The sequence below is a fragment of the Gluconacetobacter diazotrophicus PA1 5 genome, assembly GCF_000067045.1.
GTDB lineage: Bacteria > Pseudomonadota > Alphaproteobacteria > Acetobacterales > Acetobacteraceae > Gluconacetobacter > Gluconacetobacter diazotrophicus.
The window spans coordinates 1,582,537-1,600,452 of the sequence record NC_010125.1; the positions used below are offsets into that span (position 1 = coordinate 1,582,537).

Annotated in this window: 16 protein-coding genes, 1 tRNA gene and 4 pseudogenes; 6 read left to right on the top strand and 15 right to left on the bottom strand. The window is 60.9% G+C overall.

Annotated features, from left to right (window positions below):
• Positions 1 to 92 precede the first annotated feature (92 nt).
• The 4 genes and pseudogenes from GDI_RS07435 to GDI_RS19060 all read right to left on the bottom strand — a co-directional run.
• Positions 93 to 647 (bottom strand): annotated as a pseudogene (locus GDI_RS07435) (IS630-like element ISGdi4 family transposase); the annotation flags it as partial.
• 68 nt (positions 648 to 715) lie between these two features.
• Positions 716 to 1,561, bottom strand: coding sequence for an IS21-like element helper ATPase IstB (gene istB / locus GDI_RS07440; protein ID WP_012224962.1), 846 nt, complete (start codon positions 1,559 to 1,561; stop codon positions 716 to 718).
• Positions 1,558 to 2,805, bottom strand: a complete 1,248-nt coding sequence (gene istA, locus GDI_RS07445) for an IS21 family transposase (protein ID WP_041249349.1) — start codon at positions 2,803 to 2,805, stop codon at positions 1,558 to 1,560. The genes istB (GDI_RS07440) and istA (GDI_RS07445) overlap by 4 nt, the downstream gene beginning before the upstream one ends.
• Before the next feature lie 149 nt (positions 2,806 to 2,954).
• A pseudogene (locus GDI_RS19060) lies at positions 2,955 to 3,455 on the bottom strand (IS630-like element ISGdi4 family transposase); the annotation flags it as partial.
• Between the two features lie 243 nt (positions 3,456 to 3,698).
• Between GDI_RS19060 and GDI_RS07455 the strand changes: the two are divergent.
• Together GDI_RS07455 and GDI_RS07460 are read left to right on the top strand one after the other, a co-directional pair.
• Positions 3,699 to 5,144 (top strand): hypothetical protein, encoded by a 1,446-nt coding sequence (locus GDI_RS07455; RefSeq protein ID WP_041249350.1) that lies wholly within the window; start codon positions 3,699 to 3,701, stop codon positions 5,142 to 5,144.
• 336 nt (positions 5,145 to 5,480) lie between these two features.
• The gene (locus tag GDI_RS07460) at positions 5,481 to 6,317 is read left to right on the top strand and encodes an IS5-like element ISGdi1 family transposase (protein ID WP_012222260.1); all 837 of its coding nucleotides are present in this window, start codon (positions 5,481 to 5,483) and stop codon (positions 6,315 to 6,317) included.
• On the opposite strand, the gene GDI_RS19745 is transcribed toward GDI_RS07460, so the two are convergent.
• The 3 genes from GDI_RS19745 to GDI_RS19750 form a co-directional block, all read right to left on the bottom strand.
• Complete coding sequence (locus GDI_RS19745) at positions 6,246 to 6,932, bottom strand: hypothetical protein (protein ID WP_144880578.1); 687 nt, start codon at positions 6,930 to 6,932, stop codon at positions 6,246 to 6,248. The two genes, GDI_RS07460 and GDI_RS19745, sit on opposite strands and share 72 nt — an antisense overlap.
• 14 nt (positions 6,933 to 6,946) lie before the next feature.
• A complete protein-coding gene (locus tag GDI_RS07465; RefSeq protein WP_012553975.1) occupies positions 6,947 to 7,714 on the bottom strand; it encodes a hypothetical protein in 768 nt (255 codons plus the stop codon).
• A gap of 160 nt (positions 7,715 to 7,874) precedes the next feature.
• On the bottom strand, positions 7,875 to 8,219 hold the full coding sequence (locus GDI_RS19750; protein WP_012224980.1) for a hypothetical protein: 345 nt from the start codon (positions 8,217 to 8,219) through the stop codon (positions 7,875 to 7,877).
• A 420-nt stretch (positions 8,220 to 8,639) separates the two neighbouring features.
• Between GDI_RS19750 and mobF the strand changes: the two genes are divergently transcribed.
• From mobF to istB (GDI_RS07475), 3 genes are all read left to right on the top strand, one after another.
• On the top strand, positions 8,640 to 9,608 hold the full coding sequence (mobF, locus tag GDI_RS19065) for a MobF family relaxase (protein ID WP_012553977.1): 969 nt from the start codon (positions 8,640 to 8,642) through the stop codon (positions 9,606 to 9,608).
• 106 nt (positions 9,609 to 9,714) lie between these two features.
• Positions 9,715 to 11,238, top strand: a complete 1,524-nt coding sequence (gene istA / locus GDI_RS07470; protein WP_012226833.1) for an IS21-like element ISGdi17 family transposase — start codon at positions 9,715 to 9,717, stop codon at positions 11,236 to 11,238.
• Positions 11,228 to 12,007, top strand: a complete 780-nt coding sequence (istB, locus tag GDI_RS07475) for an IS21-like element ISGdi17 family helper ATPase IstB (RefSeq protein WP_012224987.1) — start codon at positions 11,228 to 11,230, stop codon at positions 12,005 to 12,007. The genes istA (GDI_RS07470) and istB (GDI_RS07475) overlap by 11 nt, the downstream gene beginning before the upstream one ends.
• A 78-nt stretch (positions 12,008 to 12,085) precedes the next feature.
• Here istB (GDI_RS07475) and GDI_RS19755 read toward each other — a convergent pair.
• Positions 12,086 to 12,265, bottom strand: a pseudogene (locus GDI_RS19755) (DDE-type integrase/transposase/recombinase); the annotation flags it as partial.
• A gap of 43 nt (positions 12,266 to 12,308) precedes the next feature.
• Here GDI_RS19755 and GDI_RS07480 point away from each other — a divergent pair.
• Positions 12,309 to 13,133, top strand: coding sequence for an IS5-like element ISGdi2 family transposase (locus tag GDI_RS07480; protein WP_012553437.1), 825 nt, complete (start codon positions 12,309 to 12,311; stop codon positions 13,131 to 13,133).
• A gap of 15 nt (positions 13,134 to 13,148) precedes the next feature.
• Here the strand turns inward: GDI_RS07480 and GDI_RS19760 are convergent.
• The 7 genes and pseudogenes from GDI_RS19760 to GDI_RS07510 form a co-directional block, all read right to left on the bottom strand.
• Positions 13,149 to 13,301, bottom strand: a pseudogene (locus GDI_RS19760) (IS3 family transposase); the annotation flags it as partial.
• 146 nt (positions 13,302 to 13,447) lie between these two features.
• On the bottom strand, positions 13,448 to 15,043 hold the full coding sequence (locus GDI_RS07485; RefSeq protein ID WP_012224988.1) for a tyrosine-type recombinase/integrase: 1,596 nt from the start codon (positions 15,041 to 15,043) through the stop codon (positions 13,448 to 13,450).
• A 63-nt stretch (positions 15,044 to 15,106) separates the two neighbouring features.
• Positions 15,107 to 15,192: transfer RNA gene (locus tag GDI_RS07490), tRNA-Leu, on the bottom strand.
• A 75-nt stretch (positions 15,193 to 15,267) separates the two neighbouring features.
• Positions 15,268 to 15,990 carry a M48 family metallopeptidase gene (locus tag GDI_RS07495; RefSeq protein WP_012224989.1) on the bottom strand — a complete coding sequence of 241 codons (723 nt, stop codon included), beginning with the start codon at positions 15,988 to 15,990 and terminating at the stop codon, positions 15,268 to 15,270.
• Positions 15,987 to 16,469 carry a YcgN family cysteine cluster protein gene (locus GDI_RS07500; protein WP_012224991.1) on the bottom strand — a complete coding sequence of 161 codons (483 nt, stop codon included), beginning with the start codon at positions 16,467 to 16,469 and terminating at the stop codon, positions 15,987 to 15,989. The genes GDI_RS07495 and GDI_RS07500 overlap by 4 nt, the downstream gene beginning before the upstream one ends.
• A 55-nt stretch (positions 16,470 to 16,524) precedes the next feature.
• Positions 16,525 to 16,974, bottom strand: coding sequence for a hypothetical protein (locus tag GDI_RS07505; RefSeq protein WP_012224992.1), 450 nt, complete (start codon positions 16,972 to 16,974; stop codon positions 16,525 to 16,527).
• A complete protein-coding gene (locus tag GDI_RS07510; protein ID WP_012224994.1) occupies positions 16,971 to 17,906 on the bottom strand; it encodes an extracellular solute-binding protein in 936 nt (311 codons plus the stop codon). The genes GDI_RS07505 and GDI_RS07510 overlap by 4 nt, the downstream gene beginning before the upstream one ends.
• Positions 17,907 to 17,916 lie beyond the last annotated feature (10 nt).

Below are 17,916 nucleotides of genomic sequence, written 5' to 3' on the forward strand. Positions count from 1 at the left end.
GATCATATGCTACTGACTGGCTGCCGACCATTCTCGATTTAACGAAGTGCTTTTTTGACTTCTTCGGGCACCGTTATACCAACTCCTGTTTGTTAAAACCCATGTGCCCATTGTCGTAGCCCGAGGGACATGATGCGCCAGGGCTGGTCGACGAGCTGGTTCCAGGCGTGGCAGCAGATATCGACGATGTCGTCGTAGGTGCGGAAGATCCGGTTCGACAGCCAGGTATTGCGCATGAACTGCCAGACGTTTTCCACCGGATTGAGTTCGGGCGAGCGTGGCGGGAGCGGCAGGATGGTGATGTTGGCGGGGATATCGAGTTTCGGGCTGGTATGCCACGCTGCCTGATCGACGATGAGGATAGCGTGAGCGCCCGGCGCTACGGCCTGCGAGATCTCGTCGAGATGCCGGTTCATGGCGTGGAGGTTGCACCAGGGCAGGACGAGGGCCGCTCCCTTGCCTAGCGCCGGACAGATCGCTCCGAAGATCCAGGCCGAACGTGTGCGCTGATCGGCAGGCGCGCGTGGACGGGTGCCGCGTCTGGCCCAGCGGCGCGTCAGCTTCGTTTTCTGGCCGACCCTCGCCTCGTCGCCCCACCAGAGTTCGATGGCCTTGCCGGGATGCCGGGCCCGGATCCCGGCCATGACTGTAAATGCTGGATGAAAAGTCCGCAGAAGTGCTGGATGAAAAATCCCCAGTTTCTGGTTTCTGGGGATCAGCCAGGGCCTTGATCGTCGGTTTCTCTCCTGGGTGGCCGTCCACGGCGTTTTGGTAGCGGCGGCGGGGTGAGATTGGCATGGGCCCGGGTGTGTTCCGGCACCAGGTCCGCGTGTTGACGCAACCGGTAACTGGCCCCTTCGATCTGCACGACGATGGCATGGTGGAGGAGACGATCGAGGAGCGCGGTTGCCACCACCGGATCGCCGAACACGTCGCCCCATTCGGCAAAGCCCCTGTTGGAGGTCAGGATCATCGATCCCTTCTCGTATCGGGCGTTGACCAACTGGAAAAACAGATTGGCGCCCCCGCTGGTGATCGGCAGGTATCCGATCTCGTCGACGATCAGCAGCGCGGCACGGGCGTAGAAACGGATCTTCTCCGCGAGGCGGCCTTCGCGCTCGGCGCGAGCGAGCGCCTCGATCAGTTCGGCGAGGGTGCAGCGATAGACGCTGCGTCCCGCCTTGACCGCCGCGACACCGATGGCTGTGGCGAGGTGGCTCTTGCCTGTCCCGGGCGGGCCAAGGAAATGGACGACCTCCGCGCGACCGATGAATTCGAGTTGGGCGATCGCCATGATCCGGTTTCGCTCGAGAGAGGGCTGGAAAGAGAAGTCGAAGCTTTCGAGTGTCTTGATCGGCATGAGGCGCGCGGTTCGCAGGGCGACGCCGATGCGACGCCCCTCTCGCAGGCTCAGTTCCTCGGCCAGCAGTTCGTCGATGGCCTCGATCGCGCTGATGTCGCCGCGCTCCAGGCGGCCGAGGGTCTGGTCGAGGGTTTCCAGGGCCCGCGCCATATGCAGGTGGACCAGGCTCTGGCGGATGCGTTCGGTCACCGGGGTCATGGCCGATCCCCCGCGCCCGTGGTGGCCAGCCTGCGACCGACCGCCTCATAGAAAGCGAGCGGCCGGCGTGCCACATCGGCCCGGTCAGGCGGGGGCCTGATCTGGCGCGTCGCCGGCACGGCCTTGCGGTGCGCAGGATCGACACGGCGCTGGTTGCGCCCGTCCAGCACCGGATGGCGGGCGATCATGACACCCTCCTCGAAGATCCGGACTTCCGTCGGATGGTGCTGGATCTCGAGAATGCGGCGCCGGGCGGTGTCCGGCACGCTGTAGAGATTGCCGCCGACCGAGACCATGCCTTCATGGCTGACGCGGCGCTCGACCGTCAGGACAGCGTCATACGGATGGGCCGGCAGAGCTCGCAAATGAGGCCGCTCGTCGGCGAAGTGTTCCGCGACGATGCGGCCGGTCGTGGCATGACACCTGGCATTGGCGATGGTGCGCAGCCAGTCGTCGAAGCGGGCGTTAAGTTCATCGAGGTCACGAAAACTCTGCCCGAGGAAGAAATCCTGCCGGATATAGCGGAACGGCCGCTCGACCTTGCCCTTTGTCTTGGCACGATACGGCTGGCACGCGCGCGGTGCGCTGCCGTAATGGTCGAGCAGAGCGACCAGCGAGGGATTGTAGGTCACGATGCCCGCGGGGTCTTCGCCGAGAACCGCGGTTTTCATGCGGTCGTAGAGGATCTCGGCGCAACTTCCGCCCATCGCCTCGAAGGCGGCGATATGGCAGCGCAGGACGGTTTCCAGGGTCTGGTTCGGGCAGAACCGGCCCCAGAGCCAGCGGCTGTGTCCCAGTACCATGCTGAAAAGCCAGACCTTGCGGGGCGCCTCCGGTTCGCTCGCGAAGGTCACGGAAAATTCGGCGAAATCCACCTGAGCCTGCGCGCCGGGAGCGGTCTCGAAGCGCCGTTCGAACACCTTGAGCACCGGCGGTCTGACGAGACGCAGATATTCCGTCAGCGTCGAGTAGGCCCCATCATATCCCATCGGCCTGATCTCGCGGTGCAGTCGGCGGGCGGAAAGACCCGGATATGTCTCCAGCCTTTCCAGCAAATAGGTGCGAAAGCGTTCGGCAATGCGCTCGCTCTCCTCGCGGGGGCTGTAGCGTGGGGCTTCAAGGCCCCGGGCCAGATATCTGCGCACCGTCTTGCGGTCCAGGCCCGTCTGTCGCGCGATCGCGCTGACACCCAGTCCCTGTCGTTTCAATTCGTGGATCAACACAGTCTCCCTGACTCCAATCACCTGCTCGCCCTTCCGTCGGCATAGGCAGGTTATTTGGGGAACGACCGTCCTGGCGGGGGCATGCCCCCGCCAGGACGGTCCTCGGTCAAACTGGGGAAATTTCAGCCAGCCGTTTTGAGGAGATTACATCCAGCACTGACACATGACGTCGGGGAAGCTTTTTTAAAAACGTCCTGGGCCTCGGGATCCTGGGCATGGTGCCGGGGGCGTCCCGTCAGAAGGCGGAAGTCGAGGCCCCGGATAACGGCGCTCAGCCGGCTGCGCGAAAGAGAGACGCCGAATTCCTCATAAAGCCATTGCCCCAGATCAGCCTGCCGCCAGCGCACCACCCCATGCACGGCAGCGATCGGGCCGTCCTCGATCCGGCGCATCAGCGCTTCCAACATGGCTGGTGTCAGGCGGGGAACGACACCGCCCCCATGATGATCCCGCACGCCATCCGGGCCCTCGGCGTTGAAACGCACCACCCAGTCCCGCACAATCTGCCGATCCGTCCCAGCCAGTCGTGCCGCGTCTCCGCGTGACGCACCATCGTAGATCGCCGCCAGCGCCAGAAGCCGACGCGCCTGGCCCGCATGCCTCGTTGTCCGCGCCAGAGCACGCAGTCCCGCCGCATCATAATCCTCACGCAACGCTAACGCCCCGCCCATTCGGATGCCTCCCGCCCGGTTCGGCATCCTGTGAATCACAGCTCGTTCCAGAACGATACCGTCAGGCAATCACATATGAGTCAGGGCGGACCGGAGTTGGTATTATGTCTTAAGAACCGAGCCTGTCGCCTTGATATCCAACCAGAACAAAACATGAAATCACCAATTTCCTACGCTATGATCCTTCCACAAGGCCTTGGATATATCAGGTCGAGGTAATGGAACTCTCTCAGGAGGTGGATCATGGTCTCTTCTCGGAAGCGATGCGCGACATTTACGGAATTGGCAGCCCCGTGGACGGGACGCAAAACCGGTATCGATTACGACTTGCGTGAACGCCTTCAGAATATGGATGCCCGTCCTCTCCGCCTTATGAAAGAGGCAGGTCTTGCGATCTATACCAGAACCGAGGCGATGGATCGTGTGGGCGATGTGACCTTAGGGGTTGAGCACCTGCCCGGCATGCGCCTGCGCCGCACGTTGCTCATTCCTTCGCAGGCCTATGGCATCCGGCGGCAGTTAGCAGACGATCTTTTGTATTTTCATACGCTGACCTTCCCGAAAAAACGCTGTGTTTCAAACAGCCGGGATACCAGGAACTGTGCGGGAAAACTTGTTCCTGTCATCCCCCTATGTGTTGGAACATTTACCTCAAAAGAACATGTTGGCGTTTATGGTGATCTTAAAAAAGAGATGAAGCAACTGCGGGCTCGTATCAGTCGAATGCTCTATTGGTATAACACCAGTTTTTATGCGCAGTTTGGCTTTCAAATTCATTTGCTCATGAATGACTTTGCTTTCGCGCACTGTTCCAAACGAGAGGTTAAGGTCAACGGGCATGTCAATTTCTTCTATACGCTCAGCAAGCGCATGCCCAAGGAGATTTGGGCAGGTTTTTGTCAGACCGTAAGAGAGAAATTTAAGCTCGGATTTTATATTGATGGTCCTGTTCGCTCCCATAGCGACACTATGGATTACATGGTCAAGCTGTATAAGGCAGAGCGAACAAAGAAGGACGAACTTCTTTTTTCCGATCTGTCCGATGAGGCGGCAATCTGGTTTCTCGAAGAACTGAACGGGATGCGCAATGTAACCCCGCGAGGGGACTTTGCCGCGTTTCGGAGAAAGCTGAAAGCAAGCGGTGAGAAGGTGGTCCGGAAGAAAGCCGTTCCAACGCCGAAAAACCCGACCCCTGGTCACAAACTGGTCAGAACCAGGAAACTGAGCTCGCGGATCCTGTCCGGCGCGGACAGTTCTCCTTTTCCAAAGGGAAGCGTAAGACCGGGAGCGAAAAAAGCGCCGGTGGAGAATATGATTGTGGCGCGGGAGCGCCCGTCACCGACTGCGGCTGGTATCTGGCAGCCCCATACGCTGGTCAGGAATTTCACGCTGACGCCTGTGACCGAACAGGGGAAGCGTAACCTTGGTCTTCTCCGACGGCATCACCTGCAGGCTCTTGGGTGGGCGCAGAAGAACGGGTGGTCTGGCCGCCCCTCGGGCGCTCTGGCGCGCCTTTTCGCCCCGCAGCATAATCCTGACGATGAGAGAGGGTTTATGTATGCTAACTCTCCCAGACTGGTGGCAGATTGTGCTGATGAGGGGGGCGTAGAGGATGCGTTCTGGCGGGAAATCATGGCGGCAGAGGTGGCTATGCGCGCCCAACAGGGAGGGATGGGGCATCGGATCTGAAATTCCCCCTGTTTCATCGCTATCATTTCAGCGTCTACACCATCTGATGACCCTCCAGAGGGGTATCAGCCTTTGGGAGGACGTCTGGCTTCGTCTTGAACACCTCAGGGAGGGTCTTGGACTCAGGAGCGCTTTGCCTTGCCAGAATGAGCGTGTGTAGGCCTCCTCTGGGCGGGGAAATAAAAAAGGGGAGGCATAAAGTGCTCCCCTCTGGGCTTTGGTTTATTGAGGCTCTCAATCGCGGTATTTTCTCCAGCCTCTTAGAGCCCGATCCGAAAGTTTTTGAACAATACCAGCCTGTTGTGATTCATCCGTCTTTGCGAAGAGATGGAGTGAATGGTGACATGGACTGGTATTGCCCGACGTGAACATAGCCGGGAAGGGTTGCGATATCCATCGGATATGACGGACGGGGAGTGGGCTTTGATCATGCCATTTGTACCCCCGGCGAAACGGGGCGGTCGCCCCCGCACTACGGATATGCGCGAGGTGGTCAACGCGATGCTCTACATAGCCTCGGCCGGGTGTGCGTGGCGCCTGCTGCCGAAATGCTTTCCGCCGGTCTCGACCGTCAGGCGCTATTTTTACGCCTGGCGTGGTGCCGGAGTGTTCGAAGTCATGAATACGGTGCTGGTCATGAGCCTGCGCGAGATCGAGGGGCGTGAAGCCTCTCCGAGCGCGGGCGTGATTGACAGCCAGTCGGTGAAAACCACGGAAAGTGGCGGGCTTTCGGGCTATGACGCGGGGAAGAAGGTCAAGGGCCGCAAGCGCCATATTGTGACGGATACCTGCGGCTTCCTGATCTTTCTCCTCGTTCATGCCGCCGACATCCAGGACCGTGATGGGGCTGTTGATGTCCTGGCAGCGATACGCAGGCGCTTTCCCTGGCTGCGCCACATCTTCGCTGATGGCGGCTATGCTGGCGACAAATTGCGATCCGCGCTCGCCTCCATGGGAAAATGGACCCTTGAAATCATCAGGCGGTCCGATACGGCGAAGGGCTTTCAGATCCTGCCGCGCCGCTGGGTGGTTGAACGGACATTCGCATGGCTGGGACGGTGCAGGCGGCTCGCCAAAGACTGGGAACAATCCATTGCTTCCTCAACCGCATGGACATTGATCGCCTCGATCCGAATGCTCACACGACGGACAGCAAGGCATTGTCACGGTTGAAGAACTTTCGGATCGGGCTCTTACATCTTCAAGGGGAGGAAGGACCAGAAGGGCTCTGAACAGGCGGCTTCCAATCGTCCAGCCTATGATGAGGCGAAGGGTCACAAAAAGCATTGTGCCTGCACCCAGAAGGGCCCAGGGACTGTAGGAGCAAAGTCCCTCTGAGAAATTGCCATCAGAGCCGACAGACCACCCCTCCCATGTTTTTGCCAGCCAGACGCCGAACAGGACAAGCACTGGGCCTATGATCCATTGTGTGATGGCGACGTTCTTCTCTTTCGCGCGTGTCTGCCGCTCCAGGGTCTGTTCGAGAGAGTCTGCGATGCTTCGTGTCAGGGTCTGGGCCAGTTCAGCCTGTCGGGCTGCAAGGCGGGCCTGAGCGGTTGCCTCTGCCTGTGACTGGGCGGTTTCAAATGCATTGAGCGCTCGGGTCGTCGCCTGTTCCAGATTGGCGGAAAGCGCGTTCAGGGTCGTTCTGGTGAATTCCGTCACCAGAAGGCGCACGACCTCAGGGTCATCGGGACTGAGGGCCATGGTTTCCAGAGCGGCCCAGACACGCTGTCGGTCTTCGGGAGCCATCTTCAGGGCTTTGGCAGTATCGTGAAAGATCGTCATGATATTCCCCTTTCTCATGCCAGACCGAGAAGGCCTGCCGCCGGGGCGAGGCCTTTGTGGAAATCCCGCACGAAGTGAGACACGGCACTCCGTTCTGTAATGGTCAGGTCCGGGTGTGTCAGGCATTGGGCATATCGCAGGTTCAGCGCATTGACCTTGGCACGGATGCCGGGCTGAAGGCCGGGCATGGTGATTTCAACACCCCCTTTAGAGATGAGAAGATCACGGGCTTTGCCGTAACGGCGCTGACCTGCGACTTCATGGCCATACCAGTATGGAAAGTCGTCGCGCAGATGTCGGCTTTCCCGGAGGTTGAGGACTGCGACATGGTCGACCAGATCTGTGCCGAAGGTTTCCAGGTGATGGCCGACGGATTGGGCACTCTCGATTTCATTGTCGAGCAGATGCACAAGGGTCAGTCGGACATGGTTCTCTGTCAGGGCAGTCAGAAACCCCTCGACGGTTTTGCCATCACCAGTGTCAATGATCCTCGAAATTTCAAACCGTGATCCACCCGGCAGATCATGCAGGACGATGGCCTTGTCGGTATCGATGGAGTTCAGAAGGGTGTCACGCTCTCCATCCTGTCTGAGGTCGTAAAACTGGACACCCACATCGTGGTAGACCCGTGCGAGGCCACCCACCTGACCATCGGCGTCAAAGAAGGAGGCCTGTATGCTCCGGGAGTGGTAGGTATCGACCAGAAGCCGGGCAAAGGTTGTTTTGCCAACCCCGCCCTTGCCAGAAACGATCATTACAAGGCGTTTGACGGGCTGTTTCATAATCCATCGTCCTCTTCACAGGGAAGGCCTCAGTGCCATTCCTGTGAAGAGTGTAGGGTCGCCTGATGAAAAACTCAGATCGTGACAGGGCTGAAGAGACGACACTGGGAGACCGGGACGACCTCATGCGTCCAGAAGTGGCGGTGGCTGGGAAGTAAAGCTACGCATCGACGGTGGCGGAGGAGGCGGTGTGGCGGAATCGACCTTGGGTGTGCGCGGTGGTTTGGGCTTTATGGTCCGTTTTTCCCGACCAATTTTCTTCATGTATGTGGAGAGTGTTCCGGGGCTGAGGGTGATACCCCGTGTTTTGAGCGTGGTGCAGATTTCCATATCTGACCAGCCATCGGCCTTCATACTGAGAAGGGTTGGATAAATCTGTGTGATGACACCAAGCCGTGGCCGGTTTTCTGGCGGCACGCTCCTTGCGTTCATTTTCCAGATCGGCAATCAGATCTTCAATCGTGCCGGGCATCGTGACCGAAGAAATCTTGTCTTTACGGGGCATGATCGTCCCTCCTGTTATACGACAGAGTGTCAGGACCATGTCAGGTCATGATACGCAGAGTGTATCCTCTCAGCAGATCGTCCTCACATCGTCAGAGATACGGCATGGTTTCATCCGTCTCTTTGTAGAATGAGGTCTTTCCCCTGTTCCCTTTAGAAATTGGCAACACACCACGCATCTTCGATGCTTCCGGGGAGTGGTAAGGCATATTTTCTGGCAGGAAAACGCCGTTTGTATCCCGGAATCCATTGTGAAGAATTGTCGGCTATTCCAGATATCTTTCAGGATGATTCCTATCGTTATGGGGAATTTGTCCGGGTTCTCCGACAGTTCACCGGATGAGGCCTGACCGGAACAGAGGATCCCGTTCAGACGGGGCTATCCTGATCAGACAGTTCAGTCAGGTCAGGATACAAAAGCATGTTTACTTGCACGCCTTTGTCGGATGTCGAATATTATATTGAGTCTATCGATGAGGGGCTCGCGGCGCAAACTGCTTTGACGGGAGAGCGGGAACGTCCCGCACGAGGACATCGCAAGCGGGGGGATTGGTCAGGGCGGGATCGGGCTGCCTATTATGTGGACAATGGCACAGGTGAAAAACCCGGCATCTGGTGGACGAATGTCCTGAAGGCTCCGGTACAGCCTCTTCCGTTTGTCTGTCAGAGTGCCGAGGTCAGTCCATCTGATTTCAGGGCGTTGGCGAGGGGATGCGATCCGCTGACGGGTCAGGCTCTGGTTCAGAGCAAAGGGCAACGTCGTGTTGGGTATGATCTGCAATTTGCAGCCCCCAAATCGGTATCGGTTTTGTGGGCCATGGGAACAGACATTCAGCGTGCCAGAATTGAATCGGCCCAGGCGAAAGCCGTTTTTGCGGCACTTGATTACGCCCTCAGAACAGGTCTGATCGTCACCCGTCGAGGTCACAATGGCGGTCAAAGAGAAACGCCCGCTGAGTTAATGGCCGGCACATTTCTGCACACCACCAGTCGTGCGGGGGATCCCCAGATCCATACGCATGCCGTGTTGATGAATGTGTGTCGCCGTAAGGATGGCTCAACTGGCACAGTGGATAATCGGGAACTTCTTTTACATCAACAGGAAATGGGTGCCGTCTATCGTCTGGCATTGAGTGAGGCGCTGGAACGAGACATTGGTCTGACAACACTCAAGGATGGTCGGAATTTCCGGGTGGCCGGTGTGGCGCCCAGTGTGGAAGAGCGCTTCTCAAAAAGGCGGGCGGCCATTGAACAGGAAGCGCGTAAAAGGGGGATACAGACAGCCCACCATAGGGAAGCGGCCGAACATATTTCCAGGAATACGCGCGCAGCCAAGTCAGACCTCCCGTCACGGGCCGTTTTGCGGGCACGGTGGGAACAGGAGTGTTGATTTCCAGCGAGAACTGACCCTGTAGGGGCGGAAATTTTCATTGAGAATTGACCCGTGTCTGACACTTCCCCGGAGCAACTGTCCGGGGGTTAAAGGAGTGATCAGCATGGAATTGTTGAGTGTGATCCGGCGGTGGCATTACCGGGATCATGTACCGATCCGCGAGATTGAGCGTCGGACGCGATTGTCGCGCAACACGATCCGCAAGTATCTCCGGGCGGAGACGGTTGAGCCGCAGTTCAAGGTTGCCGAGCGTCCGAGCCGGCTGGACCCGTTTGCGGAGAAACTGGCGACCTGGCTTGCTCTGGAGACGTCAAAGTCGCGCAAGCAGCGCCGCACGGGGCGGCGCCTGCATGTGGATCTTGTAGCGCTGGGTTATGACGGATCGTATGGACGGGTTGCGGCCTTTATCCGGAACTGGAAGGCGGAACAGCAAAGGGCGCGGCAGACGACGGGACGCGGCGTGTTCGTTCCGTTGCGCTTTCAACCCGGAGAGGCCTTCCAGTTCGACTGGGGAGAGGACTGGGCGGTGATCGGGGGGCGGCGCGTCAAGCTGCAGGTCGCCCACACCAAGCTGTCCTACAGCCGGGCCTTCATTCTGCGGGCGTATCCGCTCCAGACTCACGAGATGCTGTTCGACGCGCTGACGGAAGCCTTTCGCGTTTTGGGCGGGGTGCCGCGTCGAGGTATTTTTGACAATATGAAAACCGCCGTGGACCGGGTTGGGCCCGGCAAGGTCCGCCAGGTCAATCTGCGTTTTTCGGCCCTGGTGAGCCATTATCTGTTCGAGGCGGAGTTCTGCAATCCGGCAGCGGGTTGGGAGAAAGGTCAAATCGAGAAGACCGTCCAGGACGCCCGGCGGCAGATCTGGCAGGAGATGCCGCATTTTCCTGATCTGGCCTCCCTGAACGTCTGGCTCGAGGCGCGTTGCCGGGAACGTTGGACTATCTTGAGGCATGTCGAATTGCCCGGCAGCCTCGCCGAGGCCCATGCGGCGGAAGTGCCTCACCTGATGGTTCCAGGGCGCCCGTTCGACGGGTTCGTCGAACATACCAAACGGGTTTCGCCGACTTGCCTCGTGCAGTTCGAAAGCAACCGCTACAGTGTGCCCGCCTCTTTTGCCAATCGGCCGGTCAGCCTGCGCGTCTATCCCGACCGGTTGGTGATCGCGGCCGAGGGGCGGATCCTATGCGAACATCCCCGGATCGTCGAGCGGTCCCACGGCGTGCCCGGTCGCACGATCTATGACTGGCGGCATTACTTGGCGGTGCTCCAGCGCAAACCCGGGGCCTTGCGCAATGGCGCACCCTTCTCTGAATTGCCCGAGGCGTTCCGGACGCTGCAGACGCACCTCCTCCGGCGCACGGGCGGCGACCGGGAAATGGTCGAGATCCTCGCCCTGGTGCTGCAGCATGATGAGCAGGCCGTGCTTTGCGCGGTTGAACTCGCGCTCGAGGAGGGAGTAGCCACCAAGACACACGTCCTCAATACGTTGCATCGTCTGACGGACGCCAAGAAAACAGGAGCACCCAGGCTCGACGCGCCGCAGGCATTGGTGCTCGAACGCGAGCCTCAGGCCGATACCGGACGGTATGACGCCCTGCGCGGGGAGGCCCGTCATGCGTCATGATCCCGCGGCCGGTGCCCTCGTCGTCATGCTGCGCGGCCTGCGGATGTATGGCATGGCCCAGGCCACGGCCGAACTGACCGAACAGGGTGCGCCGGCATTCGAGGCCGCCATCCCCGTCCTCTCCCAGCTTTTGAAGGCGGAACTCGCCGAGCGAGAGGTGCGCTCCATCGCCTATCAAACCAAGACTGCCAGGTTCCCGGCCTACAAAGATTTGGCAGGGTTCGATTTCTCGGCCGCCGAGGTCAACGAGGCCATGGTCCGTCAACTCCATGCCGGGGATTTCATCGACCGTGCCGACAACGTCGTCCTCATTGGTGGACCAGGAACCGGCAAGACCCATCTGGCCACCGCACTTGCCGTGCAGGCGATCGAACATCACCGCAAGAAGATACGGTTCTGGTCCACGGTCGACCTCGTCAACGCCCTCGAACAGGAAAAAACCGCCAATCGCGCAGGACAGATCGCGGAACGTCTCCTGCGCCTCGATCTCGTGATCCTGGACGAACTTGGCTATTTGCCGTTCAGCGCATCAGGCGGTGCCCTGCTGTTCCATCTCCTCAGCCGTCTCTACGAGCGCACCAGCGTCATCATCACCACCAATCTGAGCTTCAGCGAATGGGGCGAAGTCTTCGGTGATCCCAAAATGACGACAGCCCTGCTCGATCGCCTTACCCACCACTGTCATATCCTCGAAACCGGAAATGACAGCTACCGGTTCCGCGCAAGCTCCGCCGCCCCCAGGAACCGGAAGGAAAAGGCAACCGCTTGACCAGCCCATAAAACATAGCAGAGATAACCAAAGGCCGGGTCAGTTCTCGATGAAAACCCAGGGTCAAATCTCAGCAGAAATTAACACCCGTGCAAAGGCGTCAATGATGAAGGCCACATAAACAAAGCCCTGCCAGGTGGAAACATACGTGAAATCCGAAACCCACAGTCTGTTGGGGGCTGGTGCATGAAACTGTCGCTGCACCAGATCCTGTGGACAGGGCCGCGCCGGATCGGGCCGTGTGGTTCTGACACCCTTAGAGCCTGTTTGGAAAGTCGCTGAAGTGTGATTCAAGCTCTGGATGTGGACGCCAGAGCAGAGAGGCCGCATGGCCAGGATTACCCGCAAGACGAAGCGTTATCCGTCTGATATGACGGAGGAGGAATGGGCGCGCATCGCGCCACTGATGCCCGAGCCGGGACGCACGGGGCGTCCGCGCGAGATCGAATTCCGCGAGGTGATCAACGCGGTTCGTTACCTGGTTCGATCCGGCTGCGGCTGGCGAATGCTGCCGATCCATTTCGGGCATTGGCGTACGGTCTATGGTTGGTTCAGGGAATTGGCCCGGCGGTTCCTGTTCCAGACCATTCATGATGTGGAACTGATGCTTGACCGGGAGCGCTCGGGCCGTGAAGCCAGCCCTTCGGCCGGAGTGATCGACAGCCAGAGCATCAAGGCGCCGCACGCGAAAACAAGAGGTTACGACGCTGGAAAGAAGATTGTCGGGCGCAAGCGGCATATCGCCGTGGATACGGACGGACGCCTGCTGATGGTCAACCTGACGCCGGCGGACATCTCCGACAGCGCCGGAGCGCAGATGATCCTGGACGCGATCCGCAAGCGCTGGCCGTGGGTCAAGCATCTATTCGCGGACGGTGCCTATGACCGGCTCCAGTTGATGGACAAGGCTGCCTACCTGGACTTCGTCGTCGAGGTGATCCGTCGCAGGGACGGAGCGAAAGGCTTTGAGGTTCTCCCCCGGCGCTGGGTCGTGGAGCGAACCTTCGGATGGATGACCCGATGGCGACGCCTCGTGCGCGATTACGAGCGTCGCATCGATGTCTCACAGGCCATGATCTTCGTCGCCATGGGCGCCAATCTCACCCGAAGAAACGCTCATCCATGACTTTCCAAACAGGCTCTTACCACGAATGACGCCTTTCAGTCCCATCCGGCGCATCAGCCGCTCTACCGTGCAGCGGGCGACATCCAGACCATCACGTCTGAGCTGATGCCAGACCTTGCGCACTCCGTAGACGCAGAAATTATCGTTCCAGACCCTGCGGATTTCATGACATAGCTCTGTGCGGCAATTGGTCTCGCTCGGGGAGGGCTGGCCGTGCGACCATCGGTCGCTGTGATGCGACCATTGGTCGCATGGTGCCGATCCCTTTTGTTCCTCATTCAGGGTCATGAAACCGAGTCAGGCATCTTAGGAATTCACCAGTTTGCGATGTCGTCGGGATAGGTAATGGCCTCCACAACCCGCTGGAGGTTCTGCAGATCAATAGCTGACGTGTATTGGGTTGTGCCCTGACTTTTGTGGGTGGCTTCATGACCCAGCAGATCATCAATCCAGAGTTCCCGGATGTGACTGTCCTGGTTTCTGAGCACTGTCGAAACCAGATGGCGGAAGGAGTGAAAGGTGACGTCCGCTGGCAGGTTCAGACGCCGTTTATGTTTGGAAAAGACCATTTCGAAGTTTGCGCCTCGGACCCCGGAAGCGGAGATGGGCAGTTCGCTGAAGAGATAGGGGCCGGAATTTCTGAATTCCTCAATGATCCCTTTTTCCAGCAGTTTGCTGTGGATGGGAATGATACGGGTGCCGGCTGATGTCTTGGGAGACCATTCCCGGGTTTTGCCGTCGATCTCGACTGTATGGGGCCGGATATGGAAACAGGGAATGCCGTTCAGGGTTTCGATATCCTGATTTCTCAGATTGCAGATCTCACCCAGACGCATGCCGGTATAGAGGGCTATGCGCACAATGCCCCGATAGGTGCGTTCGGGGAAAACCCGGCCCAGCCATTTCGAGTTCAGGAGTGTTCTCAGTTCCTCTTCCAACCAGGCCCGGCGGTTGGTTTTCTGCGTCAGATCGAAAGACCAGTTGGCCCATGGATTTTTGGGGGCGTGGTCACGCCGGACCAGTTCACTCCAGATCGCGGACATGCGCGAGAAATGGTTTTTGACGGTTTTGCCCGATACGGTTTCTCCCTCGCTTTTTTGGGCCTCTCGGACCGCGTCCCGAAGGGGAAGAGTGGTCTTGCCTTTGCCATGTGTTGCCGGGAGGCCTGACAGTAGGTCGTAAAATTCTCCCACGACTTCCCCGGTTACCTGATGAACTGGCATATCGCCGAAGGCTTCGGTGAAGAGGGCTACGGTCTTGCCCGTTCCCTTGATGGTCCCGGCACTTTTGGAGGAAACCGAGAAGACAAATTTCTCAGCCGCCGCCGACAGTTTCATGCTGCGTGGCTGTTTGGGGGAAGGTGTTTGTTCTTCCGGGTTCTCTGAACCTCTATGCAGGCTGGTCTGGATCAGGGTGCTGAGGGTGGTGATCTGGTTCTGCAGTCCCTGTTTTTCAGCGACGTTCCAGACATCCCGTCTGTCGAGCGTGTGCTTCAGTTGCCCCAGTGCCTGAAGAAGGCTGTCCATGTGGGGCTGGACCTTGTTGAGGAAGGTCGACTGTCGTGAGACCAGATCGGCTTTTTCAATGAGATGCTGGGCCCGTTCGGCTTCCAGCACTTTTCTGGCACTCTCCTCCTGAGCCTTCAGAGCGATTTCGTAGTTTTCAATCAATTCGCTGTAGAGGACCAGAAGGTCCTCTCTGGAGGGGTTTTGCATCTTGCCTGCTCTGAAAAGCTGTCCCGTCCTGGCATACAGGGCGGCTGCACGTTCACGGGCGACCAGTTTATCAGAGGTATGGAGGACGAGGGAAATCTCGGTCTTGCCCAGCAGGGGGCGGAGCATTGCCGGGACGATACGGCGGAAGTGATAACGGGGCTGTCCTGTGCGTCGGGACGGGATGGCGCGGAGCATGAAGTTTTCCCATTATGGGAAAATTTCCTCTCGGACAAAATGCCTCTGTTTTTCAACAGTTTATGGTGCGAACTGCGGGACTCGAACCCGCACGCCCTTGCGGGCGCAAGATTTTAAGTCTCGTGCGTCTACCATTCCGCCAAGCTCGCCCGGCCCGTCATCTAGCATACTCGCGGGGCCGGTAAAATCCGGCGGCGCATGTTTGGCGCATGTTTTCTGCCGGGTCACGACGCGCGCAGCAGGGCGGGGCCGTGACGGCGCAGCCAGGCTTCGGCCGTGTGGCGATGGGGGGTCAGGCTGGTAACCAGCATCCAGAAATCGGGCCCGTGATTCAGGTGCCGCAGATGCGCCAGTTCATGGGCGATGACGTAGTGCTGGATTTCTGCCGGGGCCATCAGCAGGCGCCAGCTCAGCATCACCGAGCCGTCGGATGTGCAACTGCCCCAGCGGCTGCTGGTATCCTTGACCGTCAGCCGCCGGGGACGCAGGCCGGACTGGTCGGCCAGCAGCGCCATGCGCGCGCCCAGCCGGCGCCCGGCCTCCTGCCGCAGGAAGGCGGCCAGGCGGCGACGGAGGAACGGGGCCTCGCCGCTGACCATGACGGTATCCCCCTCGATCCACACGCCGCGCCGTCCGTCGGGGCAATGGCGGATCGTATGCGGATGTCCGTCCAGCAGCACCTGGCCGCCGTCATGCCACGGCGATTCCGCCGGCAGGCGGTCCAGCCGCGTCGTTATCCAGATGGCATGGGTCCGCAGCAGGGCCAGTCCGGCCTCGCGCCCCACGCGGGGCGGCAGGGTGACGACGACGGCCGGGCTGCGCGGATCGATCCGCAGCGAAACGCGCCGCGCGCGGGCGGACCGGCGCCAGCGGACGGGAATGTCGCGCCCCGCCAGCCGGATATTCTCCTCCCCCACCTGCTCCGGGCTGGAGAGGCCGGCCATCATGCCGGGCGGCGGATACGCGGGCGGCGCGGACGCGGCATCGTGCCGGGCCAGTCGGCGATGTGATGTTCCAGCGGGCCGGCCCGGCGTTCGCTGACCGCGCGGCCGCGCACCGAAATCCCGGCCTCGTGCACCGTATCGGGCGAGCCGGAGACCAGCGGGTGCCACCAGGCCAGCGTCTGCCCCTCGGCCAGCAGGCGATAGGCGCAGGAGGGCGGCAGCCAGTCGATATCGGCCAGGGCCGCCGGGGTCAGCTGCACGCAGTCGGGCACCTTGCGCCGGCGCTGCGCGTAATCGGAACAGCGGCAGCTTTCCAGGTCCAGCAGGCGGCAGGCGACGTCGGTGTACAGGACCTGATCCGTGACATCCTCGCGCAGTTTATGCAGGCAGCAGCGCCCGCACCCGTCGCAGAGCGATTCCCACTCCTCGGTCGTCATCTCGTCCAGGCTGCGGACTTGCCAGAAAGGGGGCGTATCGGTCATGGCCGAACCTCATACTGAATCCGGCACGGACTGAGAAGGAAAACGACCGCCGGCCCTATCGCCCGCCAGACACACCGGCCAGCACCGCCCCGCCGGCCGCCAGGCCCAGCGCCACCAGGCCGGCCGGCCCCAGCAGCGGCAGCCACAGCCCGCGCGCCCGCGCGCCCGGCCCGGCGCCCAGCCCCGCTGCCGTGCGGGTCAGCCCCGGCGGCAGGCGATCCAGCGCGCGCAACGGCGCAAGCAGGACCAGCGGCACCAGGCAGAATCCCTGCAGCATCGCCCGGACCGCCGGGTCACCGGACACGAGGCCGGGAAGTGCCGCCGCCACCACGCCGGGAATGGCCAGCGCCAGGGCCGCCGCCCGGCCGGCGGACAGCACGCGCCCCCACCCGCCGGCACGCAGCAGCAGGCAGGCCCCGCACACCACGCCCCCGCCCCCTGCCGCTGCGACAAGGCGGATGACCACGGCCGGCCAGGACAGGCCGGCCAGCGACAGGCCGGTCACGGCGTCGCCAGCCAGTCCGCGAACCGCTTGGCCAACCCGGGCAGATGGGCCTGCCAGAACGCGGCGTCCATCGGCATCGGCTGCAGCGACGGATCGTCGGGGCGGGCGTGGTACAGGCCGGCGAAGCGCGCGATCTGCTCGGGCTGGGACATATAATGCAGCAGGGCGCGGGCCCGGTCGCGAACCGTGCTGTCCAGCCCCGGTGCGACACCCCAGGACAGGCCGTCATCCAGGCTCTGCGCCCACTGGAGGCCGACATCGCGGTGGCCGGAACTGGCCGACGCCGCGACCTCGCCCCCCGCGGCGCTGGTCATCAGCACGCTGCCGTCACCTATGATCCGCGCGGATTCCGCGGCGCTGGTCCACCAGACGATATAGGGACGCAACTGGCTGAGCTTGTGGAACGCGCGGTCGACCCCCTCGGGCGTCGCCAGCACGGTATAGACGTCCGACGGCGCCACGCCGTCGGCCATCAGGGCGATTTCCAGCGTCGAGCGCGGGTCCTTGCGCAGGCCGCGCTTGCCGGGATAGCGGACGATGTTCCAGAAATCGCTCCAGTGCGGGGCGGCCGGAATGCGGCCACGGTCCCATGCCAGGGCAATGCCGTCATGCAGCGCGGGCACGCCGCACGCATCCGCGCTGCCGGGGCTGCCGCCCAGGCGCTGCAGGCGGCCCTGCATGCAGGCGATGCGGGCCGTGCTGTCCTCCACCAGGGCCAGGGCCCAGGCATGCCGGCCCGCCGGAGCGGGCAGGCTGCCGCCATCCCACACATAGCGGAGGATTCCGGTCCCCGTACTGGCGGCGAAGGGACGAAAGAAGGCCTGGTCCTGCGCCTTGCCCAGGGCGCCGCCCCAGCCTTCGACAACCAGGGCGTGCGCCCGCCATCCGGCCCGGGCATCGTTCCCGACCAGTACCGTGAGACAGAACAGCACGAAGGTCCCG

Excerpts from the sequence above, each read along its gene's own strand:
- istB (WP_012224962.1), bottom strand. The coding sequence starts at position 1,561 with ATGACCCCGGTGACCGAACGCATCCGCCAGAGCCTGGTCCACCTGCAT.
- GDI_RS07455 (WP_041249350.1), top strand. The coding sequence starts at position 3,699 with ATGGTCTCTTCTCGGAAGCGATGCGCGACATTTACGGAATTGGCAGCC.
- GDI_RS07460 (WP_012222260.1), top strand. The coding sequence starts at position 5,481 with ATGGTGACATGGACTGGTATTGCCCGACGTGAACATAGCCGGGAAGGG.
- GDI_RS19745 (WP_144880578.1), bottom strand. The coding sequence starts at position 6,932 with ATGACGATCTTTCACGATACTGCCAAAGCCCTGAAGATGGCTCCCGAA.
- GDI_RS07465 (WP_012553975.1), bottom strand. The coding sequence starts at position 7,714 with ATGAAACAGCCCGTCAAACGCCTTGTAATGATCGTTTCTGGCAAGGGC.
- GDI_RS19750 (WP_012224980.1), bottom strand. The coding sequence starts at position 8,219 with ATGCCCCGTAAAGACAAGATTTCTTCGGTCACGATGCCCGGCACGATT.
- mobF (WP_012553977.1), top strand. The coding sequence starts at position 8,640 with ATGTTTACTTGCACGCCTTTGTCGGATGTCGAATATTATATTGAGTCT.
- istA (WP_012226833.1), top strand. The coding sequence starts at position 9,715 with ATGGAATTGTTGAGTGTGATCCGGCGGTGGCATTACCGGGATCATGTA.
- istB (WP_012224987.1), top strand. The coding sequence starts at position 11,228 with ATGCGTCATGATCCCGCGGCCGGTGCCCTCGTCGTCATGCTGCGCGGC.
- GDI_RS07480 (WP_012553437.1), top strand. The coding sequence starts at position 12,309 with ATGTGGACGCCAGAGCAGAGAGGCCGCATGGCCAGGATTACCCGCAAG.
- GDI_RS07485 (WP_012224988.1), bottom strand. The coding sequence starts at position 15,043 with ATGCTCCGCGCCATCCCGTCCCGACGCACAGGACAGCCCCGTTATCAC.
- GDI_RS07495 (WP_012224989.1), bottom strand. The coding sequence starts at position 15,990 with ATGATGGCCGGCCTCTCCAGCCCGGAGCAGGTGGGGGAGGAGAATATC.
- GDI_RS07500 (WP_012224991.1), bottom strand. The coding sequence starts at position 16,469 with ATGACCGATACGCCCCCTTTCTGGCAAGTCCGCAGCCTGGACGAGATG.